The 25636-nt window shown below is 63.9% G+C and carries 28 protein-coding genes; 15 read left to right on the top strand and 13 right to left on the bottom strand.

Annotation, left to right across the window (positions count from 1 at the left end; genetic code table 11):
• Window positions 1-302: 302 nt before the first annotated feature.
• The 4 genes from ASE69_RS04135 (at window position 303) to ASE69_RS04120 (ending at window position 4164) form a co-directional block, all read left to right on the top strand.
• Window positions 303-1223 carry a helix-turn-helix domain-containing protein gene (locus ASE69_RS04135; protein ID WP_056483400.1) on the top strand — a complete coding sequence of 307 codons (921 nt, stop codon included), beginning with the start codon at window positions 303-305 and terminating at the stop codon, window positions 1221-1223.
• A gap of 117 nt (window positions 1224-1340) precedes the next feature.
• Entirely contained in the window at window positions 1341-2072 is a 732-nt protein-coding gene (locus ASE69_RS04130) for an SDR family oxidoreductase (RefSeq protein WP_056483396.1), read from the top strand.
• A 14-nt stretch (window positions 2073-2086) separates the two neighbouring features.
• Window positions 2087-2980 carry an SDR family oxidoreductase gene (locus ASE69_RS04125; RefSeq protein WP_056483393.1) on the top strand — a complete coding sequence of 298 codons (894 nt, stop codon included), beginning with the start codon at window positions 2087-2089 and terminating at the stop codon, window positions 2978-2980.
• A gap of 101 nt (window positions 2981-3081) precedes the next feature.
• Window positions 3082-4164, top strand: a complete 1083-nt coding sequence (locus ASE69_RS04120) for a dipeptidase (RefSeq protein ID WP_056483391.1) — start codon at window positions 3082-3084, stop codon at window positions 4162-4164.
• A gap of 51 nt (window positions 4165-4215) precedes the next feature.
• Here the strand turns inward: ASE69_RS04120 and ASE69_RS04115 are convergent, their stop codons facing one another.
• The 4 genes from ASE69_RS04115 to ASE69_RS04100 form a co-directional block, all read right to left on the bottom strand.
• Window positions 4216-4917: a lysozyme inhibitor LprI family protein gene (locus tag ASE69_RS04115; protein ID WP_056483388.1), complete on the bottom strand. Its 702-nt coding sequence runs from the start codon at window positions 4915-4917 to the stop codon at window positions 4216-4218.
• 172 nt (window positions 4918-5089) lie between these two features.
• Window positions 5090-6037: a helix-turn-helix domain-containing protein gene (locus ASE69_RS04110; RefSeq protein ID WP_056483385.1), complete on the bottom strand. Its 948-nt coding sequence runs from the start codon at window positions 6035-6037 to the stop codon at window positions 5090-5092.
• 153 nt (window positions 6038-6190) lie between these two features.
• Complete coding sequence (locus tag ASE69_RS04105) at window positions 6191-6820, bottom strand: DJ-1/PfpI family protein (RefSeq protein ID WP_200924110.1); 630 nt, start codon at window positions 6818-6820, stop codon at window positions 6191-6193.
• Between the two features lie 128 nt (window positions 6821-6948).
• The gene (locus tag ASE69_RS04100; RefSeq protein ID WP_056483382.1) at window positions 6949-7701 is read right to left on the bottom strand and encodes an SDR family oxidoreductase; all 753 of its coding nucleotides are present in this window, start codon (window positions 7699-7701) and stop codon (window positions 6949-6951) included.
• A 72-nt stretch (window positions 7702-7773) separates the two neighbouring features.
• Here ASE69_RS04100 and ASE69_RS04095 point away from each other — a divergent pair, with 72 nt between their 5' ends.
• The 3 genes from ASE69_RS04095 (at window position 7774) to ASE69_RS04085 (ending at window position 10220) form a co-directional block, all read left to right on the top strand.
• Window positions 7774-8688 (top strand): AraC family transcriptional regulator, encoded by a 915-nt coding sequence (locus ASE69_RS04095; RefSeq protein ID WP_056483378.1) that lies wholly within the window; start codon window positions 7774-7776, stop codon window positions 8686-8688.
• Between the two features lie 235 nt (window positions 8689-8923).
• The gene (locus tag ASE69_RS04090) at window positions 8924-9790 is read left to right on the top strand and encodes a GNAT family N-acetyltransferase (protein ID WP_056483375.1); all 867 of its coding nucleotides are present in this window, start codon (window positions 8924-8926) and stop codon (window positions 9788-9790) included.
• Between the two features lie 43 nt (window positions 9791-9833).
• A complete protein-coding gene (locus tag ASE69_RS04085; RefSeq protein ID WP_056483373.1) occupies window positions 9834-10220 on the top strand; it encodes an ester cyclase in 387 nt (128 codons plus the stop codon).
• Window positions 10221-10236: 16 nt separating this feature from the next.
• Here ASE69_RS04085 and ASE69_RS04080 read toward each other — a convergent pair whose 3' ends face one another.
• Entirely contained in the window at window positions 10237-11214 is a 978-nt protein-coding gene (locus tag ASE69_RS04080) for a LysR substrate-binding domain-containing protein (protein WP_082452839.1), read from the bottom strand.
• 32 nt (window positions 11215-11246) lie between these two features.
• Between ASE69_RS04080 and ASE69_RS04075 the strand changes: the two genes are divergently transcribed.
• Window positions 11247-12023, top strand: a complete 777-nt coding sequence (locus ASE69_RS04075; RefSeq protein WP_056483367.1) for an SDR family NAD(P)-dependent oxidoreductase — start codon at window positions 11247-11249, stop codon at window positions 12021-12023.
• A gap of 66 nt (window positions 12024-12089) precedes the next feature.
• Here the strand turns inward: ASE69_RS04075 and ASE69_RS04070 are convergent, their stop codons facing one another.
• The gene (locus ASE69_RS04070) at window positions 12090-13193 is read right to left on the bottom strand and encodes an enoyl-CoA hydratase/isomerase family protein (RefSeq protein ID WP_235518080.1); all 1104 of its coding nucleotides are present in this window, start codon (window positions 13191-13193) and stop codon (window positions 12090-12092) included.
• On the opposite strand from ASE69_RS04070, the gene ASE69_RS04065 reads away from it, so the two are divergent.
• Entirely contained in the window at window positions 13172-13597 is a 426-nt protein-coding gene (locus ASE69_RS04065; RefSeq protein WP_082452838.1) for a winged helix-turn-helix transcriptional regulator, read from the top strand. The two genes, ASE69_RS04070 and ASE69_RS04065, sit on opposite strands and share 22 nt — an antisense overlap.
• Here ASE69_RS04065 and ASE69_RS04060 read toward each other — a convergent pair.
• The gene (locus ASE69_RS04060) at window positions 13568-14455 is read right to left on the bottom strand and encodes a LysR substrate-binding domain-containing protein (RefSeq protein WP_056483364.1); all 888 of its coding nucleotides are present in this window, start codon (window positions 14453-14455) and stop codon (window positions 13568-13570) included. The genes ASE69_RS04065 and ASE69_RS04060 overlap by 30 nt on opposite strands.
• 32 nt (window positions 14456-14487) lie before the next feature.
• Between ASE69_RS04060 and ASE69_RS04055 the strand changes: the two genes are divergently transcribed.
• Window positions 14488-14979, top strand: coding sequence for a RidA family protein (locus ASE69_RS04055; protein WP_235518078.1), 492 nt, complete (start codon window positions 14488-14490; stop codon window positions 14977-14979).
• Complete coding sequence (locus ASE69_RS04050; protein WP_056483360.1) at window positions 14980-16134, top strand: NADH:flavin oxidoreductase; 1155 nt, start codon at window positions 14980-14982, stop codon at window positions 16132-16134.
• On the opposite strand, the gene ASE69_RS04045 is transcribed toward ASE69_RS04050, so the two are convergent.
• Window positions 16100-16498: a RidA family protein gene (locus tag ASE69_RS04045; protein WP_056483359.1), complete on the bottom strand. Its 399-nt coding sequence runs from the start codon at window positions 16496-16498 to the stop codon at window positions 16100-16102. The two genes, ASE69_RS04050 and ASE69_RS04045, sit on opposite strands and share 35 nt — an antisense overlap.
• A 119-nt stretch (window positions 16499-16617) precedes the next feature.
• On the opposite strand from ASE69_RS04045, the gene ASE69_RS04040 reads away from it, so the two are divergent.
• A complete protein-coding gene (locus tag ASE69_RS04040) occupies window positions 16618-17211 on the top strand; it encodes a TetR/AcrR family transcriptional regulator (RefSeq protein WP_235518076.1) in 594 nt (197 codons plus the stop codon).
• Window positions 17212-17240: 29 nt separating this feature from the next.
• Here the strand turns inward: ASE69_RS04040 and ASE69_RS04035 are convergent, their stop codons facing one another.
• A complete protein-coding gene (locus ASE69_RS04035) occupies window positions 17241-17627 on the bottom strand; it encodes a winged helix-turn-helix transcriptional regulator (RefSeq protein WP_056483355.1) in 387 nt (128 codons plus the stop codon).
• A gap of 97 nt (window positions 17628-17724) precedes the next feature.
• Between ASE69_RS04035 and ASE69_RS04030 the strand changes: the two genes are divergently transcribed.
• Window positions 17725-18450 (top strand): SDR family NAD(P)-dependent oxidoreductase, encoded by a 726-nt coding sequence (locus ASE69_RS04030; protein ID WP_056483351.1) that lies wholly within the window; start codon window positions 17725-17727, stop codon window positions 18448-18450.
• A 9-nt stretch (window positions 18451-18459) separates the two neighbouring features.
• Here the strand turns inward: ASE69_RS04030 and ASE69_RS04025 are convergent, their stop codons facing one another.
• Window positions 18460-19287, bottom strand: a complete 828-nt coding sequence (locus ASE69_RS04025; protein WP_082452837.1) for an IS5 family transposase — start codon at window positions 19285-19287, stop codon at window positions 18460-18462.
• Window positions 19288-19468: 181 nt separating this feature from the next.
• Window positions 19469-20353, bottom strand: a complete 885-nt coding sequence (locus ASE69_RS04020; RefSeq protein WP_056483347.1) for a LysR family transcriptional regulator — start codon at window positions 20351-20353, stop codon at window positions 19469-19471.
• A gap of 100 nt (window positions 20354-20453) precedes the next feature.
• On the opposite strand from ASE69_RS04020, the gene ASE69_RS04015 reads away from it, so the two are divergent.
• Together ASE69_RS04015 and ASE69_RS04010 are read left to right on the top strand one after the other, a co-directional pair.
• Window positions 20454-21293 (top strand): SDR family oxidoreductase, encoded by an 840-nt coding sequence (locus tag ASE69_RS04015; protein ID WP_056483345.1) that lies wholly within the window; start codon window positions 20454-20456, stop codon window positions 21291-21293.
• Between the two features lie 301 nt (window positions 21294-21594).
• On the top strand, window positions 21595-21780 hold the full coding sequence (locus tag ASE69_RS04010; RefSeq protein WP_056483343.1) for a hypothetical protein: 186 nt from the start codon (window positions 21595-21597) through the stop codon (window positions 21778-21780).
• A 151-nt stretch (window positions 21781-21931) separates the two neighbouring features.
• On the opposite strand, the gene ASE69_RS04005 is transcribed toward ASE69_RS04010, so the two are convergent.
• Window positions 21932-22822: a hypothetical protein gene (locus ASE69_RS04005; protein ID WP_235518074.1), complete on the bottom strand. Its 891-nt coding sequence runs from the start codon at window positions 22820-22822 to the stop codon at window positions 21932-21934.
• A gap of 92 nt (window positions 22823-22914) precedes the next feature.
• Window positions 22915-25614, bottom strand: coding sequence for a TonB-dependent receptor domain-containing protein (locus tag ASE69_RS04000; RefSeq protein ID WP_056483340.1), 2700 nt, complete (start codon window positions 25612-25614; stop codon window positions 22915-22917).
• Between the last annotated feature and the right edge of the window lie 22 nt (window positions 25615-25636).

The raw sequence follows: 25636 nt of genomic DNA, 5'->3' as shown, positions 1-25636 counted from the left end.
GGGTGCGCAATACGTAAGTGCTCCTCCGAAGCGGTCACCATCCAAGCCGACCAAGGACCGCGGTCGAACCGAGGGGCATCTGACCCGCATCCTCTAGCTCCATTGGCACCTCCCATCCCTGCAGTTGTGTCCGGGGCCATTGCGCCGCGTGCGTGTAGGCATCGCTGTCAGCCATACGGCCGCCAAAACGGTTACTCGGGATATCGAGCCAGTCCATCGTGCGCGGATCGGTCATGCCCAGCGCGACAATCCGGCGTACCATCGGATCATACGGAGCAGGATATGGAGGAGGGGATTAGAAGATGAGCGAATCGCTTTACGCATATTCCGAAGCAAGCCGCCGCTGCGCATCGATGCAGCCCAATCTGCTGATGGAGAGCAGCGCCACCTCTGGATGGACCTCCCTGCTCCTCGATCGGCACGAAGGATCGGGTCATAGCGACGCGTTCGAAACCCATCCGACCGACGACCTGACGCTCGTCGTCGCGACAGCCGGCCGTCATGAACTGCAGGCGCTGGCGGGCGGGCGATGGCGAACGGCGCTGTATCAGCCGGGCAACGCCGGCATGACACCGCCGGGTGAGACGACGCGCCTGCGTTGGAGTACGCCGTCGGAGCGGCATGCGTTCGGCACGTTGCACCTCTATCTGCCGGGTTCGCTGCTGGCGCAGATCGCCGACGAATATCGTCGCAGCGGTCAGTCCGCGGATATCGACCAGTTATCGGTTCTGACGTTTCGGGACGAAATCGTAACGGCGCACGCGCACGCCCTGCTTGACGCGCATCGTAGCGGCGAGCCCGACCTCTACGCCGCTGGAGCGGCACGGTGGCTGACCACGCACCTCCTGTCCCGGCAGGCGCAGTGGCGGAACGTTGCCGATGATACCCGTCGGCCGGCGACGTTGAGCGATCGTCGGCTTGCCCGGGTCATCGAATTAATGAGCTGCCACCTCGACCGAGCCCTGACGCTGGACGAACTCGCGCGCGAGGCGGGTATCAGCGTGCATCATTTCGGTCGTCGCTTTCGCGAGCATGTCGGGATGGGGCCGGCGGCCTATCTGACGACGTTGCGGATCGATCGGGCGTGCCTGCTGCTGCGAACGACGGACCTTGCCGTCAGCGAGATCGCCTTTCGGTGCGGCTATCCCAGGGCGAGCGGGTTTTCCACCGCGTTCCTGCGTCACAGGGGATGTACGCCGAGCGCCTTCCGCGCCGGGCGCTGACTTTCGCCAAGCCGCGGAAGTCTTTCTCGATCGCGCACCACGCCCGAAAATCCGCAACCGTTACGGATGTTCAACGTACTCCTTGTGGTTGTAGACGGAGGACGGAACGTGGCATCAATGAGCGGACACACGGCGATCGTAACGGGATCGTCGCAGGGTATCGGCGCAGCAATCGCCGAGCGATTGGCCAGGGATGGCTGGTCGGTGACGGTGAACTTCTCAGGTAACGAGGACACCGCACGCGCGCTGACGGACAAGATCGAGAGCTACGGCGGCCGCGCGATCGCGGTGAAGGCGGATGTCAGCGATTCGGCAGCGGTGGCTCACCTGTTCGAGGAGACGACGCAGGCATTCGGCGGGGTCGACGCGCTGGTCAACAATGCCGGCATCATGAAGCTCGCACCGCTGGCGCAGACCGACGACGACCTGTTCGACCGCCATGTCGCGATCAACCTGAAGGGCGTGTTCAACTGCCTGCGCGAAGGCGCCCGGCAGATCCGCGAAGGCGGGCGGATCGTCAGCTTCTCGTCCAGCGTGGTCGGACTGTACCAGCCGACCTACGGTGCCTACGCCGCGACCAAGGCCGGCGTCGAAGCAATGACGCACATCCTTGCCAAGGAGCTCGGCGCGAAGAAGATCACGGTCAACGCCATCGCGCCAGGACCGGTCGCGACCAAGCTGTTCCTGGACGACAAGACCGATGAACAGATCGCGGCGGTGACCAAGATGATCCCGCTCGGCCGGCTTGCCGAGCCCGACGACATCGCCGCGGCGGTCGCCATGCTGCTCGGACCCGACAGTCACTGGATCACCGGCCAGATCATCCGCGCCAACGGCGGCGTCATCTGAACAGGAGAGCAGCCATGAGTTTCGTCACACTCGTTACCGGCACATCGAGCGGTTTCGGCCAGATGATCGCGCGCGACCTCGCGGGCGCCGGCCACACGGTCTACGCCTCCATGCGCGGCACGACCGAAAAGAATGCCGACAAGGTCAAGGACAACGCCGCCTTCGCCAAGGAACACGGAGTCGATCTGCGCTCGATCGAACTCGACGTGCAGGACGAAGCGTCGATCAGCGCAGCGATCGATGCCGTGGTCGCCGAGCATGGCCGGCTGGACGTGCTGGTCCAGAATGCCGGCCACATGATGTACGGGCCGCTCGAATCGTTCACGCCCGAGCAGCTTGCGCAGCAATACGACGTCAACGTGCTCGGCACGCACCGCGTGAATCGCGGCGTCCTGCCGCACATGCGGAAAGCGGGATCGGGGCTGATCGTCTGGGTATCGAGTTCCAGCGTCGCCGGTGGCGTCCCGCCGCTGCTGGGACCGTATTTCGCGGCGAAGGCCGGCATGGATGCGCTGGCGGTCTGCTATGCCAAGGAACTGGCGTTGCTGGGCATCGAAACATCGATCGTCGTGCCGGGCGCCTTCACCAGCGGCACCAACCACTTCGCGAACGCCGGACATCCCGAGGATACTGCGATCGCCGATGCGTACACGGCCGCCTGGCCGGAAGGGTTTGCCGATCGCATCCAGAAAGCGCTGGCCGGCACCGTGCCGGAGGACGCCGATCCGGGTGCGGTCGGGCGGGCGGTGGTCGACATCGTCGCGGCACCAGTGGGCAAGCGCCCGCTCCGCGTCCATGTCGATCCCGCCAGCGATGGTGCAGCGGTGGTCTTCGCGGTGATGGACCGGGTGCGCGAGCAGTTCGTCGACCGGATCGGCTTCCCCGAACTCCTCCACCCCGCGCGCTGAACACGACGGGCGGGGTCGCTCGTATCGACGGCCGACCCCGCCCATTGTGTTCGAAGGCAGTCTTGCCGCTTATGATCGGTGGGAAACGGTATGGGGGGAACATGACGATCGATCGACGTTCGATGATCGCGCTCGGGTTGGGCTCGGTGTTTCTGGGCGGCGCACGCGGGTCGATGTCCCCGGCAGCAGGGCGTCGGTTGTCAATCGACGCCAATCTGATGCCGCCGATCGAGGGACCGGGCCGGCTCTCACCGCGGGCGGTCGCGATCCTTCGCGGGGCGCGTCTCACCGCCCTGCGGGTCAACGTGGATGGGGATGGTACGGCTGCGAGCACCGTTGAGGCGATCGACGTGGTCTCGGCCGCGGTCGGCGCGAACGCCGGTCTCCTTCGGCACGTCCGCACGATCGCGGACATCGAGGCGTGCCGACGGGATGGTCGCGTGGGTTTCATCTTCGGGTTCGAGCAGACGGGGCAGTTCGGCGGGCAGGTGGATGCGATCACGCGCTACGCCGCGCAGGGCGTCCGCATCATGCAGTTGAGCTATAACCAGGGATCGCCGTTCGGATCGGGGGTGTTGAGTGCCGCGCCAACGGGGCTGACCGCTTCGGGACGCGAGGCGGTCGCGCGGATGAACGCCGGCGGTGTCACCATCGATCTCAGCCATTCCGACGAGCGGACGACGTTGGACGTGCTCGCTGTCACCGCCGCGCCGGCGGCCATCACGCATGCCGGCTGCGCCGCGATCACGCCGCATCCCCGCAACAAGAGCGATGCGGTGCTGCGTGCTATCGCCGAGGGCGGCGGGGCGGTAGGCCTCTACGAACTGCCCTTCCTCGCCCAACCGCCCAAGCAGCCGGACATCGACGATTACCTGGCGCATGTGCTGCACGCGCTGCGGATTTGCGGCGAGGATCACATTGCGATCGGCAGCGATGCGATGATGGCACCGTTCGACACCTCGCCCGCCAACATGCGCGGCTATCTCGCCTTGGTGGCGAAGCGGCGGGCCCAGGGGATCGGCGCGCCTGGCGAGGATCGGCCGCCGTTCGTCACCGGGCTGAACCGGCCCGACCGGGTCGAGGTCGTGGCGCACGCGCTGGGCCGGCGTGGTGTGCCCGCCCGCGTCGTCGACAAGATCGCGGGCGGCAACTGGCTACGTGTTTTTCGCGACACCTGGGCGTAACGCCCTGCCCCCCGGCCGTGAAGCCGGGGGGCAGGGCGAGGTCGAACTCCCTCAATAGCGGCAATACCCCTCGTCCTTCGAGACCATCAGGCAGTCTTTCTTGCCCCGGAGAGCGCTCAGGTTGACCGCATCGCCTTTGCTCGGCCGCGCGGTCTCGGTGACGCCGTTCCGACGGAAACTCAGGCCGCCGGGCGTCATCGTGCCGGTGAAGACGCCCTGCATGTCCGCGTCCAGACCCCATTGGTTGTCGATCACGAAGCCGGCACCGCGGCGCGCGATCTTCATGTACGTGCCTTCGCCGCCCCGCCAGCGGCCGACGAACGCCGACGCCGGCAGGACGCTTGCGCTCGTACCCTGGGATGACTTCGCGCCCAGCGCCGCGGTGCGCGCCTGCGTCGTGCTGACCCAGCACTGCGCCACGTACAGCGAGGCCGAGGATCCGCCGCCACGGCCCTTGGCGAGGCAATCGCGATCGCGCGACTTCAGCCAGGCACGCTGTTCGGCCAGCAGCGTCTGCTGCGCCGCCGGACGAAGGCGCGCGCGCAGCGCGTTGTAGCGGACGCTCATCGCCGCGTCGGCGGTGCGCAGGTCGGCGGCGGCACAGCGCTGCATCTCCACGGTCGTCGTGCAGCGGGCCGGGCGCGGGCCCTGGAATGCCGGATTGGCCATGAAGGCCCCGGCGGTCTGTGCGGTCGCCGGCAATGCCGTGATCGCACCGGCCGTTGCCACGGCGGCGAGAATGAACTGTTTCATGGACCTGCTCCTAAGCATCTGATGATCGTTGGCCGAACGATGTCGGTGTTTCGATGAGCGTCCGGTGAACCCATTGGCGGGGCAGACCGCATGGGCGCATTCCCCATTGTCCCCGGCGATGCTTTGGATCCAGACGATGTGGATGTCCGAAGGTTGCTTCAGACGGGTTCGTTCAGCACGGATCGCGAACGATATCGCGGTTTCGCGAACCTTTGCGCCGGGTCCGATAAGCAGATGGCGTCATGCCGGCCTGGCGAAGGAAGGCCGTGGAAAATGCGCTCGGACGCGGATAGCCGCACCGCGCCGCGATCAAGGCCAGGGGCAGGTCCGTAGTGTCGAGAAGGAGGCGGGCACGCTCCATGCGGAGTTCGGTGACGTAGGCGGCGGGCCCCATGCCGGTACGCTCCCGGAACCTGCGTCCGAAATGGTGCACGCTGATGCCGGCCTCCCGCGCCAGTTCGTCCAGCGTCAGCGGGAGGTGAAGATGACAGCTGATGAACTCGATGACGCGGGACAGCCGGCGATCGGTGATGGTCGGGCAAAGCCGTGGTTCGTCGGAGATATGATGCCATTCGGCCTGCCGCGACAACAGATGCGTGACCATCCAGTTCGCCGCGCTGGCTGCGTAGAGATCGGGTGCGCCGGACCGTATGGCGCTAAGCAAAGCGGCCACCTGTCCTGCGAGGACCTCGTCGCGGAACGCGAGCGCGGAGATCCGCACCGTCGCGATCGGCTGTCCGATGCGACGGTATTCGTCGATCACGTCGGATACTAGCGAGCCCGGCAGATAGACGTGGACGGTGCGATAACGTTCGCGCGTGGTGGCGGCATCTAGGCGAACCCGGGCGGTTTCCCCCGCCGGCATCAGGCAGGCCACGCCAGGCTGAAAGACCGCCGACCGCCATCGACCCTGAAGGAACTCGCTGACTTCAGGCGAGCCGGCGACGGTCAGGCTGAGGTCCTCGGTTGCACAGGTCTCGAATATGCCGGTCTCGCCGGAGCCTTCCTGATTGTTGAGCAGCAGCGAGGTCCAGCCGACCGCATTACTCGTATCGAGCAACGTCAACGGGATTGCGGACGCGCAACCGAGACTGGCTTCGGCATGATGGTGCGCACGCATGGACTGTACAGATCCTCGAGGAGTGCCTTGGGAAGACCGGCTGGAGATCAGCCGAGCCGCTGACCGGCTATGTGTTCGCGATGCGCATTCAACGCCGCGACAGCCAATCCGTTCATGCGCGGAATTGCATACCGCGATGTTCGGAGCCGATCGTCACTCGGTGTCGGCAAACGGATCGTCGGCCGGATTATCGTTCCAGCGATATTCGGCGGCACGTGCGACGCTGTCAGCCATGGCACGGCCGTACAGCTTTTCGACTAGGCCGAGTGCCATGTCGGTGCCGGCGGATACACCCGACGACGTCATGAACTTGCCGTCCACCACCCACCGGGCCGTCTTTTGCCAGTCGACGCGGGTGGACTGGCTGGTGACCCATGCGAACGCGACCTTGTTCGTAGTGGCGCGCCGACCGTCGAGGATGCCAGCCTTGGCAAGCAGGGCAGAACCGGTGCAGACCGACGTCGTCCATTCGCTGCCCGCGCTCTGGCGGCGCAGGAAGTCGAGCATCGCCGCATTGTTCACCTGGACGCGCGACCCCTGGCCCCCCGGGACCATTAGAATTTCGAACTGCGTTGCCGTTTCGAACGAGACGGTCGCGAGCGAGGTCAGCCCGTGTGCCGATCGGACCGCCCCGCCGGCCTGAGACACGAGGACCAGTTCGTAGTCGGGCAGCCGACCCCAAATCTGGACCGGGCCGAACACGTCGAGCGTCTCGAAATCGTCGTAGAGGACCATCCCGATCCGCTTCGGCTTGGCGTCGGACGCTTGCGTGTTTTCGGCCATCGCGATCTCCGATCGAGTCCCACCGGGGGCTATCGACGGCCTTACACCTAATCTTCTGCAACCACCACGTCGTTACTGGAGCGTAACGGTGATCCTTGTAGACGGGCGATTGCATGGCGCGCCGCCTGTTACCAGCGGTGACGCGATTGGCTGGCATGGCCGTCATGGAAGAACCCCCCGGTCGCGCCCAACGGCCCCAGGGTGGCGAGATCGACGACGATCCGGGCGGCTTCCTCCACGGTGCGATGGCCGGTGTGACCGTTCAGGTCGGTGGCGGTGTACCCCGGATCGGCCGCGTTGACCTTGATACCGTCGGCGAGAAGCTCCTTGGCCAGCTTGATCATCAGCATGTTGAGCGCGGCCTTCGATGCGCAATAGCCGGCGTAGCCGACGTTCCAGAACAGCCCCGCCATGTCGGTCGCATCGGACAATGAACCCAGGCCGCTGCTGGTCATGACGATGCGTGCGGCGTCAGCGCGACGCAGCAGTGGCAGGAACGCCTGTGTGACCGCCAGCGGGGCGAAGGTGTTGACCTCGAACATCGAACGGATGTCGTCGATGCGTTCTTCGCTGGCGCGGAACGGCATTCCGATACTGATGCCGGCGTTGTTGACCAGCACGTCGAGCGCGCCGATCTGCTCGCCGAGCCGGTCGGCGGCGGCTTGCACGATGGCGGGGTCCGTCACGTCCAGCGCGAGGACGTGGGCATTCAGTCCGGCTTCGCGGAGGTCGGCGGCGGCGGCTTCTCCCCGACCGGCGTGGCGGCATCCCAGCCAAACCGAATAGCCGCGCTCGCCAAGCTGGCGTGCGATGGCGAGGCCGATGCCCTTGTTGGCACCGGTGACGAGAACGCTCGGCGCGTTCGAAGAGGTTTTTTCCATCGTCGCGATATCGACGCAAGCGGCCTGACGTGCATTCTCGATCGTACCGGATGCTTGCCTGATCCTGCCAACATGGTCTTTCGGCCCAGCCTTGACAGCATGATCGTCCAGGTGCGGATGTCGGCGATGCTGACGACTTTGATCCCGAGCGCCACGCGCCATGCATCCGCGGACGGGCGGGCAACCGCGATGCCGCAGCTGACGATCTGGACCGCGGACAAGCCGACCGATCCGATCCCGGCGCTGTTCGATCCCGAATTCTACCTTCTGCTGCAGGGTGCGAAACGGATGACGATCGGCGATCGCATCATCGACGCCGCTGCCGGCATGAGTGCGGTGGCGTCGGTCGGCCTGCCGTTCACCAGCCAGGTTGTCGTGGCGACACCGTCGATTCCTTACCTTGGCATCGAATGGAAGATCGATCCGTCCGTCATCGCCGACTTGCTACTCCAGATGCCCGAGGAGGACGATCAACTGACCGGTGCGATCTCAATGGCGCAGGTCGACGCCACTGTGATCGAGCCACTTGGGCGGCTGCTACGCCTGCTCGACACCCCCGGCGAAATCCCGGTGCTGGCGGTGCACTACGAACGCGAGCTGTGTTTCCGGCTTCTTCAGGGGCCGCTGGGACCCCGGCTCCGCCAGATCGGCCGGCATGACGCCCGGTTCGCGCAAATTAAGCGGGCCGCGGAATGGATTGGACGGAACGCCCTTAGTCCGATCAATGTCGTGCGGCTCGCTGCCAATGTCGGCATGAGCGTGACGTCCTTCCATCGCCACTTCAAGGCGGTGACGGGTCACACCCCGCTGGCCTATCATCATCAGCTTCGGCTGCTGGAGGCACGCCGCCGCCTGGCGACCGGAACTATGACCGTGACCGCCACCGCGTTCGACATGGGCTATGCCAGCGCCTCGCAGTTCAGCCGCGAGTACAAGCGGGCGTTCGGTGTCGCGCCCATCCATCATGCGGTGCCGATGCGCGCTTAAGATCGCGCGCCCGGTTTCGAACGCTTTCCTAAGATCACTCTGGCAAAACCATTCAGCACGCTCGCGAACGTGCTGCGATTGTCGGCGAATGCTGGCTCGTCTAGTCCGCACTTGGGGCCAGACACTCTGACCGTGGGTGGTTGGGCAGTGCGGTGGCCCGTGTGATGCACCAAATCGCGAGCTGCGAAATGCCTTATACTCGCTCCACACCCCTTTCGAGATAGGATCAGAGACCATGACCACCGACGATCCTGTGGCGATGGCATACACTATATTGACGCTGGCGGATCTGGCTCCGCTCGCCGAAGCCGTGGAGCGGGATGCCTGGCTCGACTTGTTCGATGCGGCACCTGCCAATGTTCGCCAGATGCTGGGCCTGTCCAACTGCAGGGTGGCCGACATAGGACTCCTTGCCAGCACCGCGATCCCGATCAACGAACTCAACCGGGCCATGGCGGTGGGCGCAGACCGCCAGCCTTCCGAGCGGGACCTCGACCAGGCGATTGCGTGGCTCGATGCACATGCAGCTGTGGGTTGGGCGTTGCAGGTGGCCGACCGGATCGAAGGGGCCGAAACCCACGCTTCACTACAGCGACGCGGCCTGCAAATTTCGGGGCCGGGCTGGGCAAAATTCGTGCAACGACTTCCTGCAGCGACGCCGCGGGTCGAAGGATCGGCGTTACGAACGAGCCTGGCGACCGCGGACACGGCCCGCGTGTTCGGTAACGTGGTACAGGCGGGCTTCGGTCTTCCGGACGTGACGACTGACTGGTTCGCGGCCTTGGTTGGGCGGCCGGGCTGGCAGTGCTTCATAGCTTATGTGGACGATCAACCCGCGGGCGGCGCCGCCCTGTTCGTCGCCGGAGATGCAGCGTGGGGCGGTATGGCGGCCACCCTGCCGACCTATCGCGCACGAGGCGTGCAGGGCAGTTTGATCGCCGCGCGGTTGGCGGCGGCGTACCGGAGCGGCGCCCGTCTGCTCACCAGCGAGACGGCCTACAGCGCGATAGAAGGCGAGCCGGGGTTCTCATCCTATCGCAATCAGGCACGCGCGGGATCGACCATGCTATACGCGCGGCCGAACTGGAAAAGGCCTGTCTGAACATGACTGCCTGTGCCAGGCAGTGCTACTTAGGAGAAAGCCGATGACCGTTCCGACCCTCGGTGAGCGCTACCTTGCCTATATCGATCGACTGAACCGACGAGACTGGAACGGCTTGCGCGATTTCGTCGACGACGACGTGATCTATAACGGTGAAAGTATCGGCTTCGCGGCCTATCGCGCCATGCTGGTCACCAACTGCAACGACATCCCTGATCTTCAATTCGTGATCGGCATGGTCGTCGCGGACGGCGCCCATCTCGCCAGTCGGCTGCTGTTCGACTGTACGCCAGTGGGCTTCTTCATGGGGCTGCCGGTAAACGGTCAACGCGTGACGTTTTCCGAGAACGTGTTTTACCGGTTCGATCGTGCACGCATCGCCGAAGTGTGGTCGGTCGTCGACAAGGCGGCGATCGAAGCGCAGCTGTAGCCGGGACCACGCCGGCTCAGGTCCGTGCGACGTTCTTCAACATATCGACGACCGCGCGTGTCGCGGGCGCCAGGGCCTCGCCGCCAGCATAGCAGAGGAAGAACCCAGGGCTGCTCGGCGACCAGTCGGCTAGCACGCGTTCGAGCCGGCCGTCGCGAAGGTAGGGCAGGGCAAGATGATCGATACCATGCCACAGGCCGATGCCGTCCAGCGCGCCGGCAAGCATCAGGTCGGGATCGTCGGTGATGAGCGGACCGGAGACATCGACAACTATTTCCTGTTCGTCCTTCCGGAAAAGCCAGCGGTACAGCGAACTGCCGGGGCCGCTGAGGCAACCGATGCAGGGGTGCTGAGTCAAATCCCGCGGGTGCTGCGGTCTGCCTCGGTTTGCAAAATAGGACGGTGCGCCGACAATTGCCGCGACGAACGGCGCACCTAGAGCGACGGAGACCATGTCATGGCTGATCTCCCCGCCGCGTTGAATGGCCAGGTCAAACCCCTCCGCAACGAAGTTGGCGGTATGTTCGACGGTGCGCACATCGAGCATGACACCGGGGCAGGTATCCGCCAACTTCATCAGCATCGGGGCGACAAGTGTGCGGATGGCCAGCCGTGGCGCGGCGAGCCGCACCTTGCCTACCGGTTCACCGCCAGCAAGACCCGCGCTCGCCAATGCGCGGTCCAGGCCGTCGAGCAACGGTCCGAGCTCGGTCAGGAGACGCTCGCCAGCTTCGGTTAGCGCGACCGCCCGGGTTGTTCGGTGCAGCAACCGTGTCCCGAGTCGGACCTCGAGCGCCTTCACCCGATGACTGAGCGTCGAAGGCGCCAGTCCGAGGTCGCGCGCGGCATGGCGGAAGCTGCGCATCCTGGCAACGGCGGCAAACGACGTGATCTCCGCGAAGTCGGCGGGAAGGACACGTTTGGACATTGATGCCTCCTGCGCAACAACTCGTTCGGCTACCGACGACTTATAGTCCCCTGCTTTAGCAGCCATGTTTCTGGAGCACGCTACATAGGACAGTCAGCATGAACAATGAGGGTCATCGTCGCCTCGAAGGCAAGGTCGTCATCGTCACCGGTGCCGGCAGCGGTATCGGCGAAGCGTCGGCTCGCGCGTTCGCGCGGGAAGGCGCGACCGTGGTACTGGTGGGACGTCGCGAGCAGCCGCTGCGCGCCAACGCCGATGTCATCGAAAGCAGGGGCGGCGCGGCGTTCGTCATAGCCGCAGACGTATCGGTGGCGACCGATGCCGATCGTATCGTCGGCGAGACGGTAGCGCGTTTCGGCCGACTGGACTACCTGTTCAACAACGCCGGGATTCAGGGACGGGGCGGCCCGATCGTCGACATGGAGGAGGCTGCGTTCGACGAACTGCTCGCTATCAACCTTAAAGGCCCGTGGCTGATGACGCGAGCGGCGCTGCGCGCGATGATTCCGGCAGGTCACGGCGGTGCCATCGTCAATACGTCGTCGTTCCTGTCGACCGCAGCGACGGTAGGAACCTCGGGTTATTCCGCGAGCAAGGCCGGGCTCGATGCCATGATCCGCGCGGTGGCGCTGGAAGCAGGGCCCCACGGCATTCGCATCAACAACGTCAATCCGGGCGTGATCGACACACCTATGCTGCGTGCGCACGGCGATGACATCATCCCGCCCTTGGCCGAGCGCGCCGCCCTTGGCCGGGTGGGTACGGCGAACGACATCGCGGACGCGGTAATTTGGCTCTGTACCGACGAGGCGCGGTTCATCACCGGACAGTCGCTGCTTGTCGATGGTGGCTTCACCATCCCTGGTCCGCGCTGAGCGAGGTGACTCGTCCATGCGCGGAACTAGATCGACCAATGGCCAGAGGCGACTTACGCGGTGCCGCTACCTGTCATGCAGAATGGCTTCTAGGTTGCGTTCGCCGTTGCGCGTCTGGGCACCCGCCTTCAACGCCTTGCGGGTGAGGTCGGCGGCGGCGGGCTGCGAGAAGGTTTCACCTAGAAGGCGGTTCTGCTCCAGCAGGGCGTCGAGGGGATCGCCGAAGTTCGCGTCCATCGCCGCTTTGGCCGCGGGGATGATGCCGGGCGGCAGGGCGGCGATGTTGCGCGCCAGGCGGTCCACGAAGTGGTCCAGCTTCGCATCGGGTATCGCGCGGTTGATCCACCCGTAGCGCTCGGCCGTCGCCGCATCGAACAGGTCGGCGCCAAGCACGATCTCCATCGCGCGTGCGCGGCCGACGAGCCGGGGCAGGTACACGGTGCCGCCCGCCCCCGGGATTATGCCGGTCGGCGCTTCCATCTGCGCAAGATAGCCGCGTTCCAGGCTGGCGAAACGCATGTCCAAGGCCTGCAACAATTCGGCCCCGCCACCCCGCGCTCGACCCCGCAGCATCCCGATCGTCACCTGCGGCAGCTTCCGCAATCGCTCGAACAGCCGCTGCATCGGGTTGAGCCGCTGATCCTGGTTCTCGCCCACTTCGAGGTTCGCGAACGACGACGGATCGTCGACGAAATTCATGTCACCGTGCGGCACGAAAAAATCGGGATCGGCGCTTTGCAACACGATGACGCGAACCGCTGGATCGTCGACGACCCGGGCGGCGAAGCGATCGAGATCGGTCATGAGCTTTGCGTCGAGCAGGTTCAGGGGCGGATTGGCGATCGTGACCGTCGCGACGCCGGCCGCAACGTCGATCCGCAGGGTCGATACGTCACTATAGGCGGATGCGGACTCGTTACTTGGCATCGTTTTACCTTTCGGGAGATTGTCTGACTGGGCCGTGCCCACGTCGGGAAAAAGGATCGCGAGCGTCAGCAGAACGACTGCCGTGGTTGCGCGACGACCCAGCCTCGATCGTTGCCGCCAATGGGTAAGGTCGTTGCTTCGCATGGCCTGGGTAGTAGCGATTGTGTACCAGTCCACAATCAGGCAAAGTATTTGGACCTGGTAGTTGGAGATGTACCGCCATGAGGACGTCTGACGCCCCATTCACGAGCCGCGAGCTGCTGGATCAGATTGCCGACAAGTGGACGGCGCTCGTCCTGGGGTCGCTCTGCGCGGCGCCGCTCCGCTTCAACGCGTTGAAGCGAGACCTGGACGGCATCACGCAGACAGCGCTGACCACCGCGCTTCGTCGACTCGAACGCAACGGCATCGTCGCGCGGCGCGTGCTGTCGGAACGGGTGATCGCGGTGGAATACGCCATCACGCCGCTCGGCCGGAGCCTGCAACCGCTGTTCGCGGCAATCGACGGCTGGACGCACGATCATCTCGAAGAGGTCGAGCGCGCTCGGGCGATCTTTGCTCAGGCTTCCGGCAGAGAGCCGGTAGCGTCCTCGCCGGAACGATCCTCTTTATCGCCGTCAGGAGAGGAGCGCCGCCTCCGACTGTAGCCAACCGACCACGGCGGCAACGGCCGCACTCCGATCGCCGGGCTTCGCCAGGACGTGATGGCGGAACCCGGCAATCGTGATTGGCGAGATTTGGACTAGCTGCCCGGCCGCGAGTTCGTCCCGGACCAACGCCAGGCTGACCAGCGCAACGCCCTGACCCGCCACGGCCGCCTGGATGGCGTGCCCTTCGTCGGAAAAGCGCAACAGGGGGGGATCGTCGGGTGGCGAGAGTTCCGCGGCGGCGAACCAGCGCGCCCATATCGGGTTGCTCGGATCCCTGCGTCGCCAGTCGAGATCGATCAGCGGTTTTTGCACGAGATCGGCTGGAGCGTGGACATCGAGCAGGGGATTGCAGACCGGCGCGAACCGATCGGCGAACAAGGGAACCACGTCGAACCCGGTATAGCCGCCGGCGCCGTAGCGGATCGCGACATCGACACCGGCCTTGTCGAGATCGACGACGTCATCGGTGGCAAGAAGATGAAGGTCGTACTGCGGATGCAGCGTACGAAACGCGTGCAGGCGCGGCACGAGCCACCGTGCGGTGAACGCCAGCGTTGCGGTGATTGTCACCTGGATACGACCGCGACGTCGCGTGAGCTTCTCGATGGCATCGGCAAAGGCGTCGAATCCATCACGCAGCACGGGATAGAGTTGCGCTCCCGCGTCGGTCAGCACGACCCGGCGGGTGCGGCGCTCGAAGAACGCCAGACCGGTAAATTCTTCGATCGCGCGGATCTGGTGACTGATGGCGGTGGGCGTGACGGCGAGCTCGGCCGCAGCGTGCTTGAAGCTGCCGTGTCGTGCAGCCGCTTCGAACGCACGCAGCGCGGACAATGGCGGGAGCTTCCGTGACATAGATGAACTGGCCTTATCTATCAGGTGACGATTTGGCATTTGTCAGCGCGGGCTACAAGGCCGATCTCGTCGTCATCACACTGGCATCGGTGAGCCATTCTCACCAAACGCCGAAATGGAGAAAGACGATGACGCGTCAACAACTGGTCACGACCCCCGACAATTATGCGCCTTTCCTGCTGTCGCAGGGCATTAGGCACGGCGATCTGCTGTTCATCTCGGGTCAGGCGGGTGCCGATGACGACGGCAAGATCGTCGAAGGCGGCTTTCGCGCGCAAGGTCGTCAGGCATTTGCCAACCTGCGTCGCGCGCTGGAGGCCGGCGGCTCGAGCCTTCACGACGTCATCAAGGTGACGATCTTCGTCACCGACATGAGCAATTTTCGCGACGTGGTCGAACTGCGCCGCGAGTTCTTTTCGGCACCGTATCCCGCGGACACGATCGCCGAGGTGAGGGGGCTGTACGATCCCGCCGTCATGATCGAGATCGAAGCGATCGCTGCCGTCCACGACGAGGAGAAGTAGGTGGCTGCCGTAAGAACCAGCGGAAAGCCTGTAGCCACGCTCTTCGATCCGCTGAGGATCGGTGGCTTCGCCCTGAAGAACCGCGTGGCCGTGGCACCTATGACCCGCGTCAGCGCCACCGAAGCCGGGCAAGCGACCGCTCGCATGGCGGACTATTATGCCGGTTTTGCGGAAGGCGGCTTCGGGTTGGTCATTACCGAGGGGCTCTACACCGATCGGTCATGGTCGCAGGGCTATCTGTATCAGTCTGGGCTTTCGGACGATGCACAGCGCGATGCGTGGCGGCCGGTCGTCGATCGAGTGCATGCCGGCGGCGCGTGCTTTGTTGCGCAGTTGATGCATGCCGGAGCGCTCTCGCAAGGTAACCGCTTTCGCGCTGGAACGCGTGCGCCGTCCGCTGTCCAGCCGACCGGGCAACAGATGACCTTTTATCGCGGCACGGGGGCCTACGCGCTTCCGGACGCGATGAGCGTGGCGGAGATCAAGGACGTGGTCGCGGGCTTCGCGTCGGCGGCGGTTCTCGCGCGCGAAGCCGGGTTCGACGGCGTCGAAATCCACGGTGCCAATGGCTATCTGCTCGACCAGTTCCTGTCGGAGGGCGTCAACGTGCGTACCGACGGCTACGGCGGTGAGGTGTCCAACAGGCTCCGTCTCACGCTCGAGGTTGTGGATGCTGTCCGCAGCGCAGTCGGCGCGGACTTCGCGGTCGGCGTGCGCAGTTCGCAGGGGAAGGTCAACGATTTCGCGCACAAGTGGCGCGGCATCAGCGAGGCGATCGAGGTGTACACGCTGCTGGGGCAGGCGCCCGTCGACGATATCCACACCACCGAGTTCAAGGCGTGGGAACCCGCCTTTGGCGAGGGCGACAGCCTGGCTGCCCTCGCGAAACGCCATAGCGGTCGGCCGGTTCTGGCGAACGGTTCGCTTCAGGATCCGGCGCGCGCGATAGAGATGCTTTCGACGCACGGCGCGGACATGGTGACGCTCGGCCGTGGCGCGCTAGCCAACGACGACTGGCCAAACCGGGTGGCAACAGGCGAGGGCGGCCTCGTCGACTTCGACAGCCGCATATTGTCGCCGCTCGCCGATCTTCAGAACGCCGATCGCACCGTCGCCAGAATTAAGGGCGCTTCGGAATTTGCGCGACGACCTTGATTTCGAAATCGAAACCAGCGAGCCAATTGACCCCCAGCGCGGTCCATGTCGGGTACGGCGCCTGATCGAATATCTTGCTTTTGACCGCCATGATGGTTTCGAACTGGTTTTCGGGGTCGGTGTGGAAGGTGGTCACGTCGACGATGTCGTCGAACCCACACCCCCCTGCCAGCAGCGTGGCCTCCAGATTGGCGAACGCCCGCCGGACCTGCGCTTCGAAATCGGGTTCGGGCGAACCGTCGTCGCGGCTGCCGACCTGACCCGAGACGAACAGCAGATCGTTGGCGCGTACTGCTGCAGAGTAACCGTGCTCCGCGTACAAGGCATGCCTGTCGGCGGGGAACACTGCGTCGCGCTGAGCCATGTCATCATCCTATCTTCACTGGACATTTCAACGTAGCAGGAACACTGCATACGTCGCGTATGTGAAAGCACGGAAGTATGTTTCCCGTCAACTCACATACGGTGCGTATGTAAAAAGGGATGGCGGCTGTGGCGCAACGTCGTGTCGACAAGATGGAAGAGAACCGCGCCAAGCTTGTTGCCGCAGCGCGCAAGGCGTTCGGGATGACAGGTTTCGCCAACGCCTCGATGGACGATCTGACGGCCGAAGTCGGCCTCACCCGGGGTGCGCTGTATCATAGCTTCGGCGACAAGACGGGCTTGCTGGCTGCCGTGGTGACGCAGGTCGACGGCGAGATGGCGGCGCGGGCGCAGCGCGCGGGAGCAGGTGCCGCAAGCGACTGGGAAGGGCTGCTGGCAGAGGGGGCCGCCTATATCGAGATGGCGCTGGATCCGGAGGTGCGACGGATCGTGTTGCTGGATGGTCCGGCCTTCCTGGGGGATCCTTCCCGATGGCCGAGCCAGAATGCGTGCCTGAGCGTCACCAAAAACCTGGTCGAGAGATTGATAGCGGAAGGCGTCATGAAGCCGGTCGACGTCGAAGCGGCTTCCCGCCTGCTGAGCGGTGCAGCGTTCAACGCCGCGCTTTGGGTGGCGGCGAACGATGAACCGCAGGTCGTGCTTCCCAAAGCCGTCGCTGCCTTCCGCCTCATGGCCGAAGGCTTTCTGGCCTGACTTCGGGGCGTCGGTGTTTGCGCGGCGGATCATTCCTTGAGAGTACGCAGCATCGTGGCGGCATCGAAATCCTGTTGGGCGCGTCCCATCTTGGGTCCGTTTGCCAGCGACCAGCCATAGAGCGCGGCGAACGGATCGCGGAGCGACGCGCCCAGCGCCGTTATAGCGTACTCGACGCCGATCGGTTGGGTCGGCAGCACGCGCCGGCTGATCAGGCCGTTGCGCTCCAAGCGTTTTAGCGCGTCCGCCAAGGCCTTGTGCGTGATTCCGTCCAGCCGGCGCTTGAGGTCGTTGAAGCGGGCCGGTTGCGTGCACAACACGGTGAGGATCAGGACAGTCCATTTGTTGGCGACCTGCTCGAGGATCGGTCGCGTCGCCGTTACGTCGAGCGGGAGTTCGATGGTGTCGGTCGCCACAGGTATACGCCCTCATATCTAGGCACTCCTAGGTGCGTTCTTGCGCTTAGATATATAGATTATATCTGGTCGTCACTACGTGATGGAGTGAAGACAAATGAGCAAACTTGCAGGGAAAATCGCAGTCGTCATCGGCGGTCATGACGGCATCGGCGGCGCGATCGCGCAGCGCTTCGCGGTCGAAGGCGCCACGGTATACGCGACCAGTCGGCGCGCAGACGAGGGCGAGACGATTCACGGCGCCGGCAGGCTTCGCGCACATCGCGTGGACGCCTCGGACCCGCAGGCGCTCGACGCGTTCTTCGCAGCGGTTCAGCACGAAGCCGAACGGGTCGACGTCCTCGCCGTCAGCGCCGGTATCGCCGAATTTGCAACCCTCGACGCGGTCGACGAGGATCATTTCGATCGCACATTCGGTCTGAACGTGCACGCGCTGCTGTTCGCGACCAAGGCTGCGACCGCGATCATGCCCGCCGGCGGCGCGGTGGTGCTGGTGGGCTCGATTGCGGGCGGGATCGGTACCAAGGGCTACGGCGCCTATGGTGCCAGCAAGGCGGCGGTACGCGCGTTTGCCCGGACCTGGGCCAACGAACTCGCGCCGCGCGGCATCCGCGTCAACGTCGTGGCACCCGGGCCAACTGACACCGCGATGATCGCGGCAGCCTCCGACGAGGTACGCTCGACGCTGACGCAGATGATCCCGCTCGGGCGGATAGGCCGCCCCGAGGAGGTGGCATCCGCAGCACTATTCCTTGCCAGCGACGAGAGCAGCTTCGTCACCGGCATCGAACTGCCGGTCGATGGCGGCATGGCGCAAATCTAAGAGCCCGACTCATAATTCGAGTTTGGCGATACGGCGCGTCATTCGACTGATGGATGAGACTACCATCCAGGCCTCGGACGAGGCGATGGAGGTCTCCCAGTCCTTGGCGAGACGCCGGCATCGGTTGAGCCACGCCAGGGTACGTTCGACCACCCAGCGCCGGGGTAGGACGACGAAGCCCACAAGGTCGGAGCGCCTGATGATTTCGATCGTCAGCCGATCAATGTGCGCAACGGCTGCTTTGAGCTTCTGCCCGGCATAACCGCCATCGGCATACAGTCTGATGAGCGCGGGATACGCGTCGCAGGATCGCTCGATCAGGCCAGGCGCCCCGTCGCGGTCCTGCACATCGGCGCTGTGCACTACGCCTTCGAGCATATTGCCGAGCGTGTCGGTCACGATATGGCGTTTACGACCCTTGATCTTCTTGCCGGCGTCGTAGCCGCGCGGCCCGCCTGCTTCGGCGGTCTTAACGGACTGGCTGTCGATGATGCCCGCGGTCGGTTCGGCCTCGCGGCCCTCCGCGACCCGCACCCATGCCACCAGCAACGCGTTGACGACATCGAGCAGGCCGCTGTCGCGCATCCGGTAGAAATGGTACTGTACCGTCGTGAAAGGCGGAAAGTCCTTGGGCAGTTGTGCCCATTGGCACCCTGTCGATGCGATATACCGGATCGCATCCCACAGGGTCCGCGCCCTGTGCTTGCGGGGGCGTCCCACCCTGGAGGTTCGCCTCAATAACGGCTGGACGACAGCCCATTCCTCATCGGTGCAGTCGCTTGCATAGCGCAGCCTGCTTCTGTCCTGCTCGCGTCGAGCGGTTTCAGTCCAGCTCATGTGATCCTCGTGGTCTTCGCAACCCTCGGTGAATCACAAGCTACTGAAATCGCTCAACTCAATTTTCGGTCGGGCTCTAAGTTCGATCGAGACTTGGAAAACGCATGCTCGGTCGCGGCGATCGGCGAGATCGACGCAACGTTGCAAGCAGAGGGCGATGCCGTTCGGGATCTGACGCCCCCTAATGGTGCCGGAGATGATCGATAAATGCTCTTAATGGCGGCAGAACATGCCGCCGACCGGGATAATAGAGCATGTAGCGCTCATCTGCGGGGCACCATTCGCGTAGAAGGGCGCACAGGGATCCGTCGGCGATCTGCTGCGCGACCGCCTGCTCCAGCACGAACGCGATACCCATACCGGCAACGGCCGCTTCGATCATCAGCGTCATGCGGTCGAGCGTCAGCGACCCGGGCACGTCGATAGCGTGCTCGTCGCCGTCGCAAACGAACTCCCACGCGTAACGTTCGCCCCGTGGCAACCGCGTTCGTATGCAGCGATGCTGGAGCAGGTCGCGCGGATGCAAGGGTTTACCGTGCGCATCGAGGTAGGCCGGCGAGGCGACCGGAAGAAAGCGTAGCGGATCGCCGAACGGCACCCCAATCATGTCGCCCGGGACGGTTCGGCCAAGCCGAATGCCCGCATCACAGCCTTCCGCGACGATATCGATCATCCGCTCCTCATGCCGCAGGTCCAGATCGATCCCCGGGTACCGCGCGAGGAACGCGGGAACGATCTCGACCAACAGGTAGGACGCCGCAGAGAGCGGGGCGTTGATCCGAAGGTCGCCGGATATCGGTTCGCCCACCTCGGACATCGTCACCGCATCGTCGAGCTGGGCGATCAGCGGCGCAACGCGGGCCAGCAGCGCTTCGCCCTCGGGCGTCAGCGCGACGCTGCGGGTCGTGCGATTGAACAGCCGTCGCCCGAGCTTCCGCTCCAATCCGGAGACGATGTGGCTGATCGTCGAGGGGGCGATGCCCATTGCGCGTGCCGTGCTGCGAAAGCTCGCGCTGGAGGCGATAGCGAGGGCGATTCGCCATTCCTGCAGCGATGGTTTGTCCATTGGTGGCGTGTATCGAACACGCTGTTCGTTTTCCACGTCATTATATCTGGTATCACGAACAGCCACATCCCTGACGACGATCACCATAGGGATGCATGACATGGCCAAGACGTGGCTTATCACCGGCGCCAATTCGGGCTTCGGCAAGTTGATGACCGAAGCGCTGCTGGCCCGCGGCGACGGCGTCGCTGCGCTGGTACGGACGCCCGAGACGCTGCAGGCGATCGACGCCGGCGATCAAGTTGGGCGGCTGATCCCGTTGCAATTGGACCTTACCGACGATGCGACGATCGATAGCGCCGTCGATCGCGCATTCGCGGAGCTCGGCCGCATCGACGTGGTCGTCAGCAACGCCGGCTATGGGACGTTCGGCGCGATAGAAGAGCTATCGCCGGCGCAGATAAGGCGGCAGCTCGAGACGAATCTGACCGGCACCATCCTGTTCATCCGCGCCGTCCTGCCGCATCTGCGCCGGCAGGGCGGGGGGCGCATCGTGCAAGTGTCGTCCGAAGGTGGTCGGATCGCCTATCCAGGCTTTTCGACCTATCATGCCAGCAAATGGGGCCAGGAGGGCTTCGTCGAAGCCGTCGCGCAGGAAGTGCGGTCGTTCGGGATCGAGATGTCGCTGGTCGAACCCGGGCCGACCGGCACCAACTTCCTGAGCGGCGTCGACATGGGCGATCCGCTGCCGGACTATGCCGGAAGCCCGGTTGCCGGCCTCCGCGATGCGTTGCAGGGCGGCGGCTTCGACGTCACGTACGGCGACCCTGCTCTCATCGCACAGGCGATCATTGCGCTTGCAGAAGCCCCCAGAATGCCGCTCCGCGCGCCACTCGGCAGCGTCGCGTGGGAGAATATCAATAGGAAAGCGCATGCCCGGCTCGAACTGCTCTCGACCCAACGGGATGCCGCCTACGCCTGCGACGAGAAGGAGGCCTGATCGCCCTATTGCAGCGGTGATCACGAGATGATCATCCCATCATCGAGATTGTGGATCGGCGCCGAAAGCGGGACCCTGCTCAAAGCAAGGCAACTACCTGTAATATTTTGGAAAATAGAGGTTATGAAGGGGGCCAGATCGGCGCCGATCGAGGCCCCTGACTAAGTAAATATCTGAACGAAACTCAATAGCTTAATCGAATCTACTCGGGTCTTACCTTCAGCGCCGATCCACACATTTGAAGGCATAACGTGGCCCCGTAGCGTCCCTTGTGCGTTTGAACGCTACAAAGGAGACTGACATGCCGAGCAGAGAGAAGATCACGGACGGTGCCAACGAGCGCGCCATCGACGAGCCGATCGCCGGCACTGCACTAGGCATCCCCGACGATACGCTCTTGCCCGGCGATAAACTGCCGGAGGAACCAAGTGACGAGGAAGTTGCGCGGATCGCAGCGAAGCTTGGGGCACCTGACCCAAACCCGTAACGCTCTAGGCCTGCGATAGGCCTGGCGTTTCCGAATCGATCTCGATGGCTTCGTCAGCAGGTTCGAAGCGAAGGGTCCACCGAGCTTTCCCTTCTTTCATTGATTCTTCTAAAATAAAAACCGGGCGAATTCCGCCCGCGCCTTTAGTTATTTAGTCTATTCGCTTCTTCCGGAACGTCCACGCGGGATCAGTGCACAGGCCGCAGTCCGTGCCCTGGAACCGGTGGGCAGCCGCGCCGTCGCCGCGCAATTGCCATGCGAGCCAGGCGACATCGACCTGCGTCACCTTACCACCATTCGCTTCGTGAAATGTGCCGCCATGCCCTACATCTAGGCTCGCGATCGCTGCCGGGACATGGTCGATGCGATCGAAATCATCGTTGCCGTTCGGCCAAGCGATGTCGCTTGGGCCGCCCATCACGTAGAGCACCGGTGTATGCAAGTGCAGCAACGCGGACTTCACAATAGTGAGACCCTTGATTGGGTTGGTCCCGTCCTTGAACACGCCGCTGTTATGAATGATTACCGCCCGTACCCGTGGATCGCCGCTGATCTGCAAAGCTTGGAGACCACCGCAGCTATGACCAGACACCGCCACCATCTTTGGGTCAACGCGGTGGTAATAGGCGCTTCCACGCCGATTGTTTTCCGCTAGCGCCCAGTCGATCCCGGCCGATACCTGTGCCGAAGTCGTCGTAATGCCAAGGGGAGCGACGGATGCTTGCGTATTTTGCTTGGGCGGCGCACCCGGCCCGGTGAGCGCGCGGCCTGGTGCGATTACGATATACCCATACGATGCGATCTCGCTGAGATGCAGACGAACGCTCGCAGCGTCGTCGCTGCACCCGCCATTGCCCCAGACCATCACGCCGAGCTTCTGCGCACCGAGCCCCTTCAGATCGGCTGGCCGATAGATCAGATGCTTGGGAAGCCGCGGGTCTGTCAGCTTGACGGCGGCATATGGCCCCGTGCCCTTGGTGTCGGGCATAGCGTCATAAGCAGCGTTGGCAGACCGCATGTTCATGCCGGCTTTGGGTGTCATCGCTCCTTGGCTTTTTGCGACACCGGTCGCGCCCAAAGCCAGCATCAACGCAAACGGTATGGCCGTCTTCATTCGCCTATGCCCCTTGGTGGTCAGAATTGTGCGCGTAGCGAGACCGCGATTTCGCGGCCGATCGGGCTGGCAGCCGAGGCATCATAGCCGCCGCTGCCGTTGCCAGACGGTGCAAGATTAACATATGGCGGATCGATATCGAACGCGTTTCGCACTTCTGCGCCGAGGGTAAGACCACCGAGGATACCGCTTGCGTCGCGTCCACCGAGTTTCCACGCGATGCTGAAATCGACTGGGTTGTAGCTTTTCACGGTCTCATTCGGCGTGATCGCGTTGTTGGTGTAGCCGCCAACATGCGTGATCGTAGCCTGTACGCGGATCGGATCGAAGTCCCAGGCCAGGCTACCGCGCGCCTTGAATTTCAGCGGGAAGAAAATCGTGTTCCGGCGATCTACCGGCGTCCCCGCCGGTGTCACCGAGACTTCGTAGCGCGTCAGGTAAGTGCCGTTCGCGTTCAGCAGGAACGTACCCAGATTGGCAGTCGGTAAGGTATAATTCGCCGTAAAGTCGACACCCTCGGTCTGCGATTTGCCGAGATTGTTGTTGCGGCCATCGACGAACAGCGTGACCGGCGACGGCGGTACGCCCACCACGCCAACACCGGAAGCGATCAACTGTGCGACACGCGCCGCCGCGTCCGCTCCGCGGAGGATAATGCCGGTTCCCGTAAACTGCGCTTCGCGGGATAGAATCGCCAGGTCGGATAGATATGCATCGACCTGGTTGCGGTAATTCACGTTGAAATAGGTCGCGCTCAGCTTAAGCCGTGGGACGACATCCCAATCAGCGCCGAGCGACCAGGTCGTCGCAGTCTCCGGCCCGAGATTGAGGTTGGGACCAGACAGCGCAACGCCGACGATCGGAGGGCCGGACGGGTTCTGGTAGGTCTGCGTGAACAGGCTGTTCGAATTGCCGTAGATCTGCGTGATCAGCGGCGCGCGGAAAGAGGTCCCGTAGCTGCCGCGCAGTACCAGCCGCTTGAGGGGCGACCAGTTGACACCGAACTTTGGGTTCGTCGTGTTGCCGGAATCGCTGTACTTGTCATAGCGCACAGCCGCGTCGAACTCGAGCCGCTGGAAACCGGGAATGGCATTAGCTGACCCGAAAATCGGGACTAGCAGTTCGCCGTAGATCGAATCCACGCGGCGATCGAAATGGCGATAGACGATCGGTGTGCCGATTTGGCCGCGCGCATTGCCTAGGTTGACCTTGATCTCTTGCCCCTCATAGCCCGCGGCAAGCTTTACGTCACCGCCGGGCAGCGCGAACAAACTGCCGTTCAGTCGTGCTTCGTAGCCGGTGAAGCGGCTGAGCGTCGGCGCCAGGAACACACTGTTATTGATCGACTGTAACGTCGCGGTCGACGTGCGACCGAGCCCGTAAGGATCGAACGCAGTGGCGGGGTTGTTGCTGGCCAGCGCGGCGTTCAGGTTGGCGGCGGTCAGCCCGGTAAAGGTGTTCGACTGGTCGTTGCTCCGTCCATAGCTGTAAATGCCCTCGAACTGGAAATCGCCGAAGAGTTTCACGCGCACGCCTGGCGAGATCTGCCAATTCTCGGCACGGCCCGGATTCATGTTGCGCGCCAGGATATCCCGGAAGTTGTAACCGATCGTGTAGCTGCTGCCGGTGAAGCCAGCCGGACGGACGAAGAAGGCATTGGTCTGGGGTACGGTCAGCGTCGCCGTGCTGTCCGCGCCGGTACGCAGGAACTTGCGGTACGAGTAGAAGCCGTCAGCGAAGACCGTGACACGGCTGCCCAGATCCTGCGTGAACGTCATGTTGGCGGAATCATAGGTTTGCTCGGGGAACAAATCCTGATTAGTGATGTCATCGCAGCGGTTGGACGTGCCCGCGACCAACGCACCAGCAGTCGCCTGTGTGACCCCGCCTGTTGGAATGGCGTAGGAGGTGCCCCCCGCAGTGATGGTGCCGGGCGAACACCGCGTGACGCTATAATCGTTGCCGCCGAACGCGGTCTGGTTTGATCGGAAATAGTTGCGATCGTTGCCGCTCAACGCCGAGCGGTAGGTATGCTCGAACGCGACCATGAGCTGGCCTTGGCTCCATTTGTGGCCAACAGCGATGCCCGCCTGCCATTCGTGGAAATCGTCGGCGGTGCCGTATCGCGTGGATGCCTCCACGCCATCCAGCGAGCGACGCGGGATGAGGTTAACCACGCCCGCAACTGCGTCGGAGCCATAGATTGCCGAGGCGCCGTCGGCGATGACCTCGACCCGTTCAAGACCGAGCGTGGGAATGATCGACGGGTCGACCGCGCGGCTGTTGTTCACGACCCGGTGGCCGTCAACCAGGATCAACGTCGCATAGGGGCCAATGCCGCGCAGGTTGACGCTGTTACCGTAGGTGACGTTCCCATTGCCACCCGACTGACCTCGCGAATTTTCGCTGACGCCCAAGTCGAACACCTGCGGGATCTGCTTGATCAGGCGGTCGGTGGTAACCGCGCCACCCGCAACGGCGTCCTCGCGTCCAAGTGATATTACCGTAGAGCCAACTGGCGCCGCCCCGCGGACGCGGCTGCCCGTGACGACGATGTCGGCGTTCACGTCGTCGCTGGTGACCGTGACTGGACCAGCTTCCGGCGGATTGGCTGGCGCTGGTTCGGGATCAGCCGGTCTCGCCTGCGCGAAAGCAGGTTGTGCGATGACTAGCGTCATCAACGCGGTCGAAACGAGCGCTGCTGTGCGTATCCCTGTCATACGATCTTCCCCAATTCTTTGA

It is taken from the genome of Sphingomonas sp. Leaf208 (assembly GCF_001421415.1).
Taxonomy (GTDB): domain Bacteria; phylum Pseudomonadota; class Alphaproteobacteria; order Sphingomonadales; family Sphingomonadaceae; genus Sphingomonas.
The sequence above is the reverse complement of the archived record's forward strand: the minus strand, read 5'-3'. Positions and strand labels throughout refer to the sequence as shown.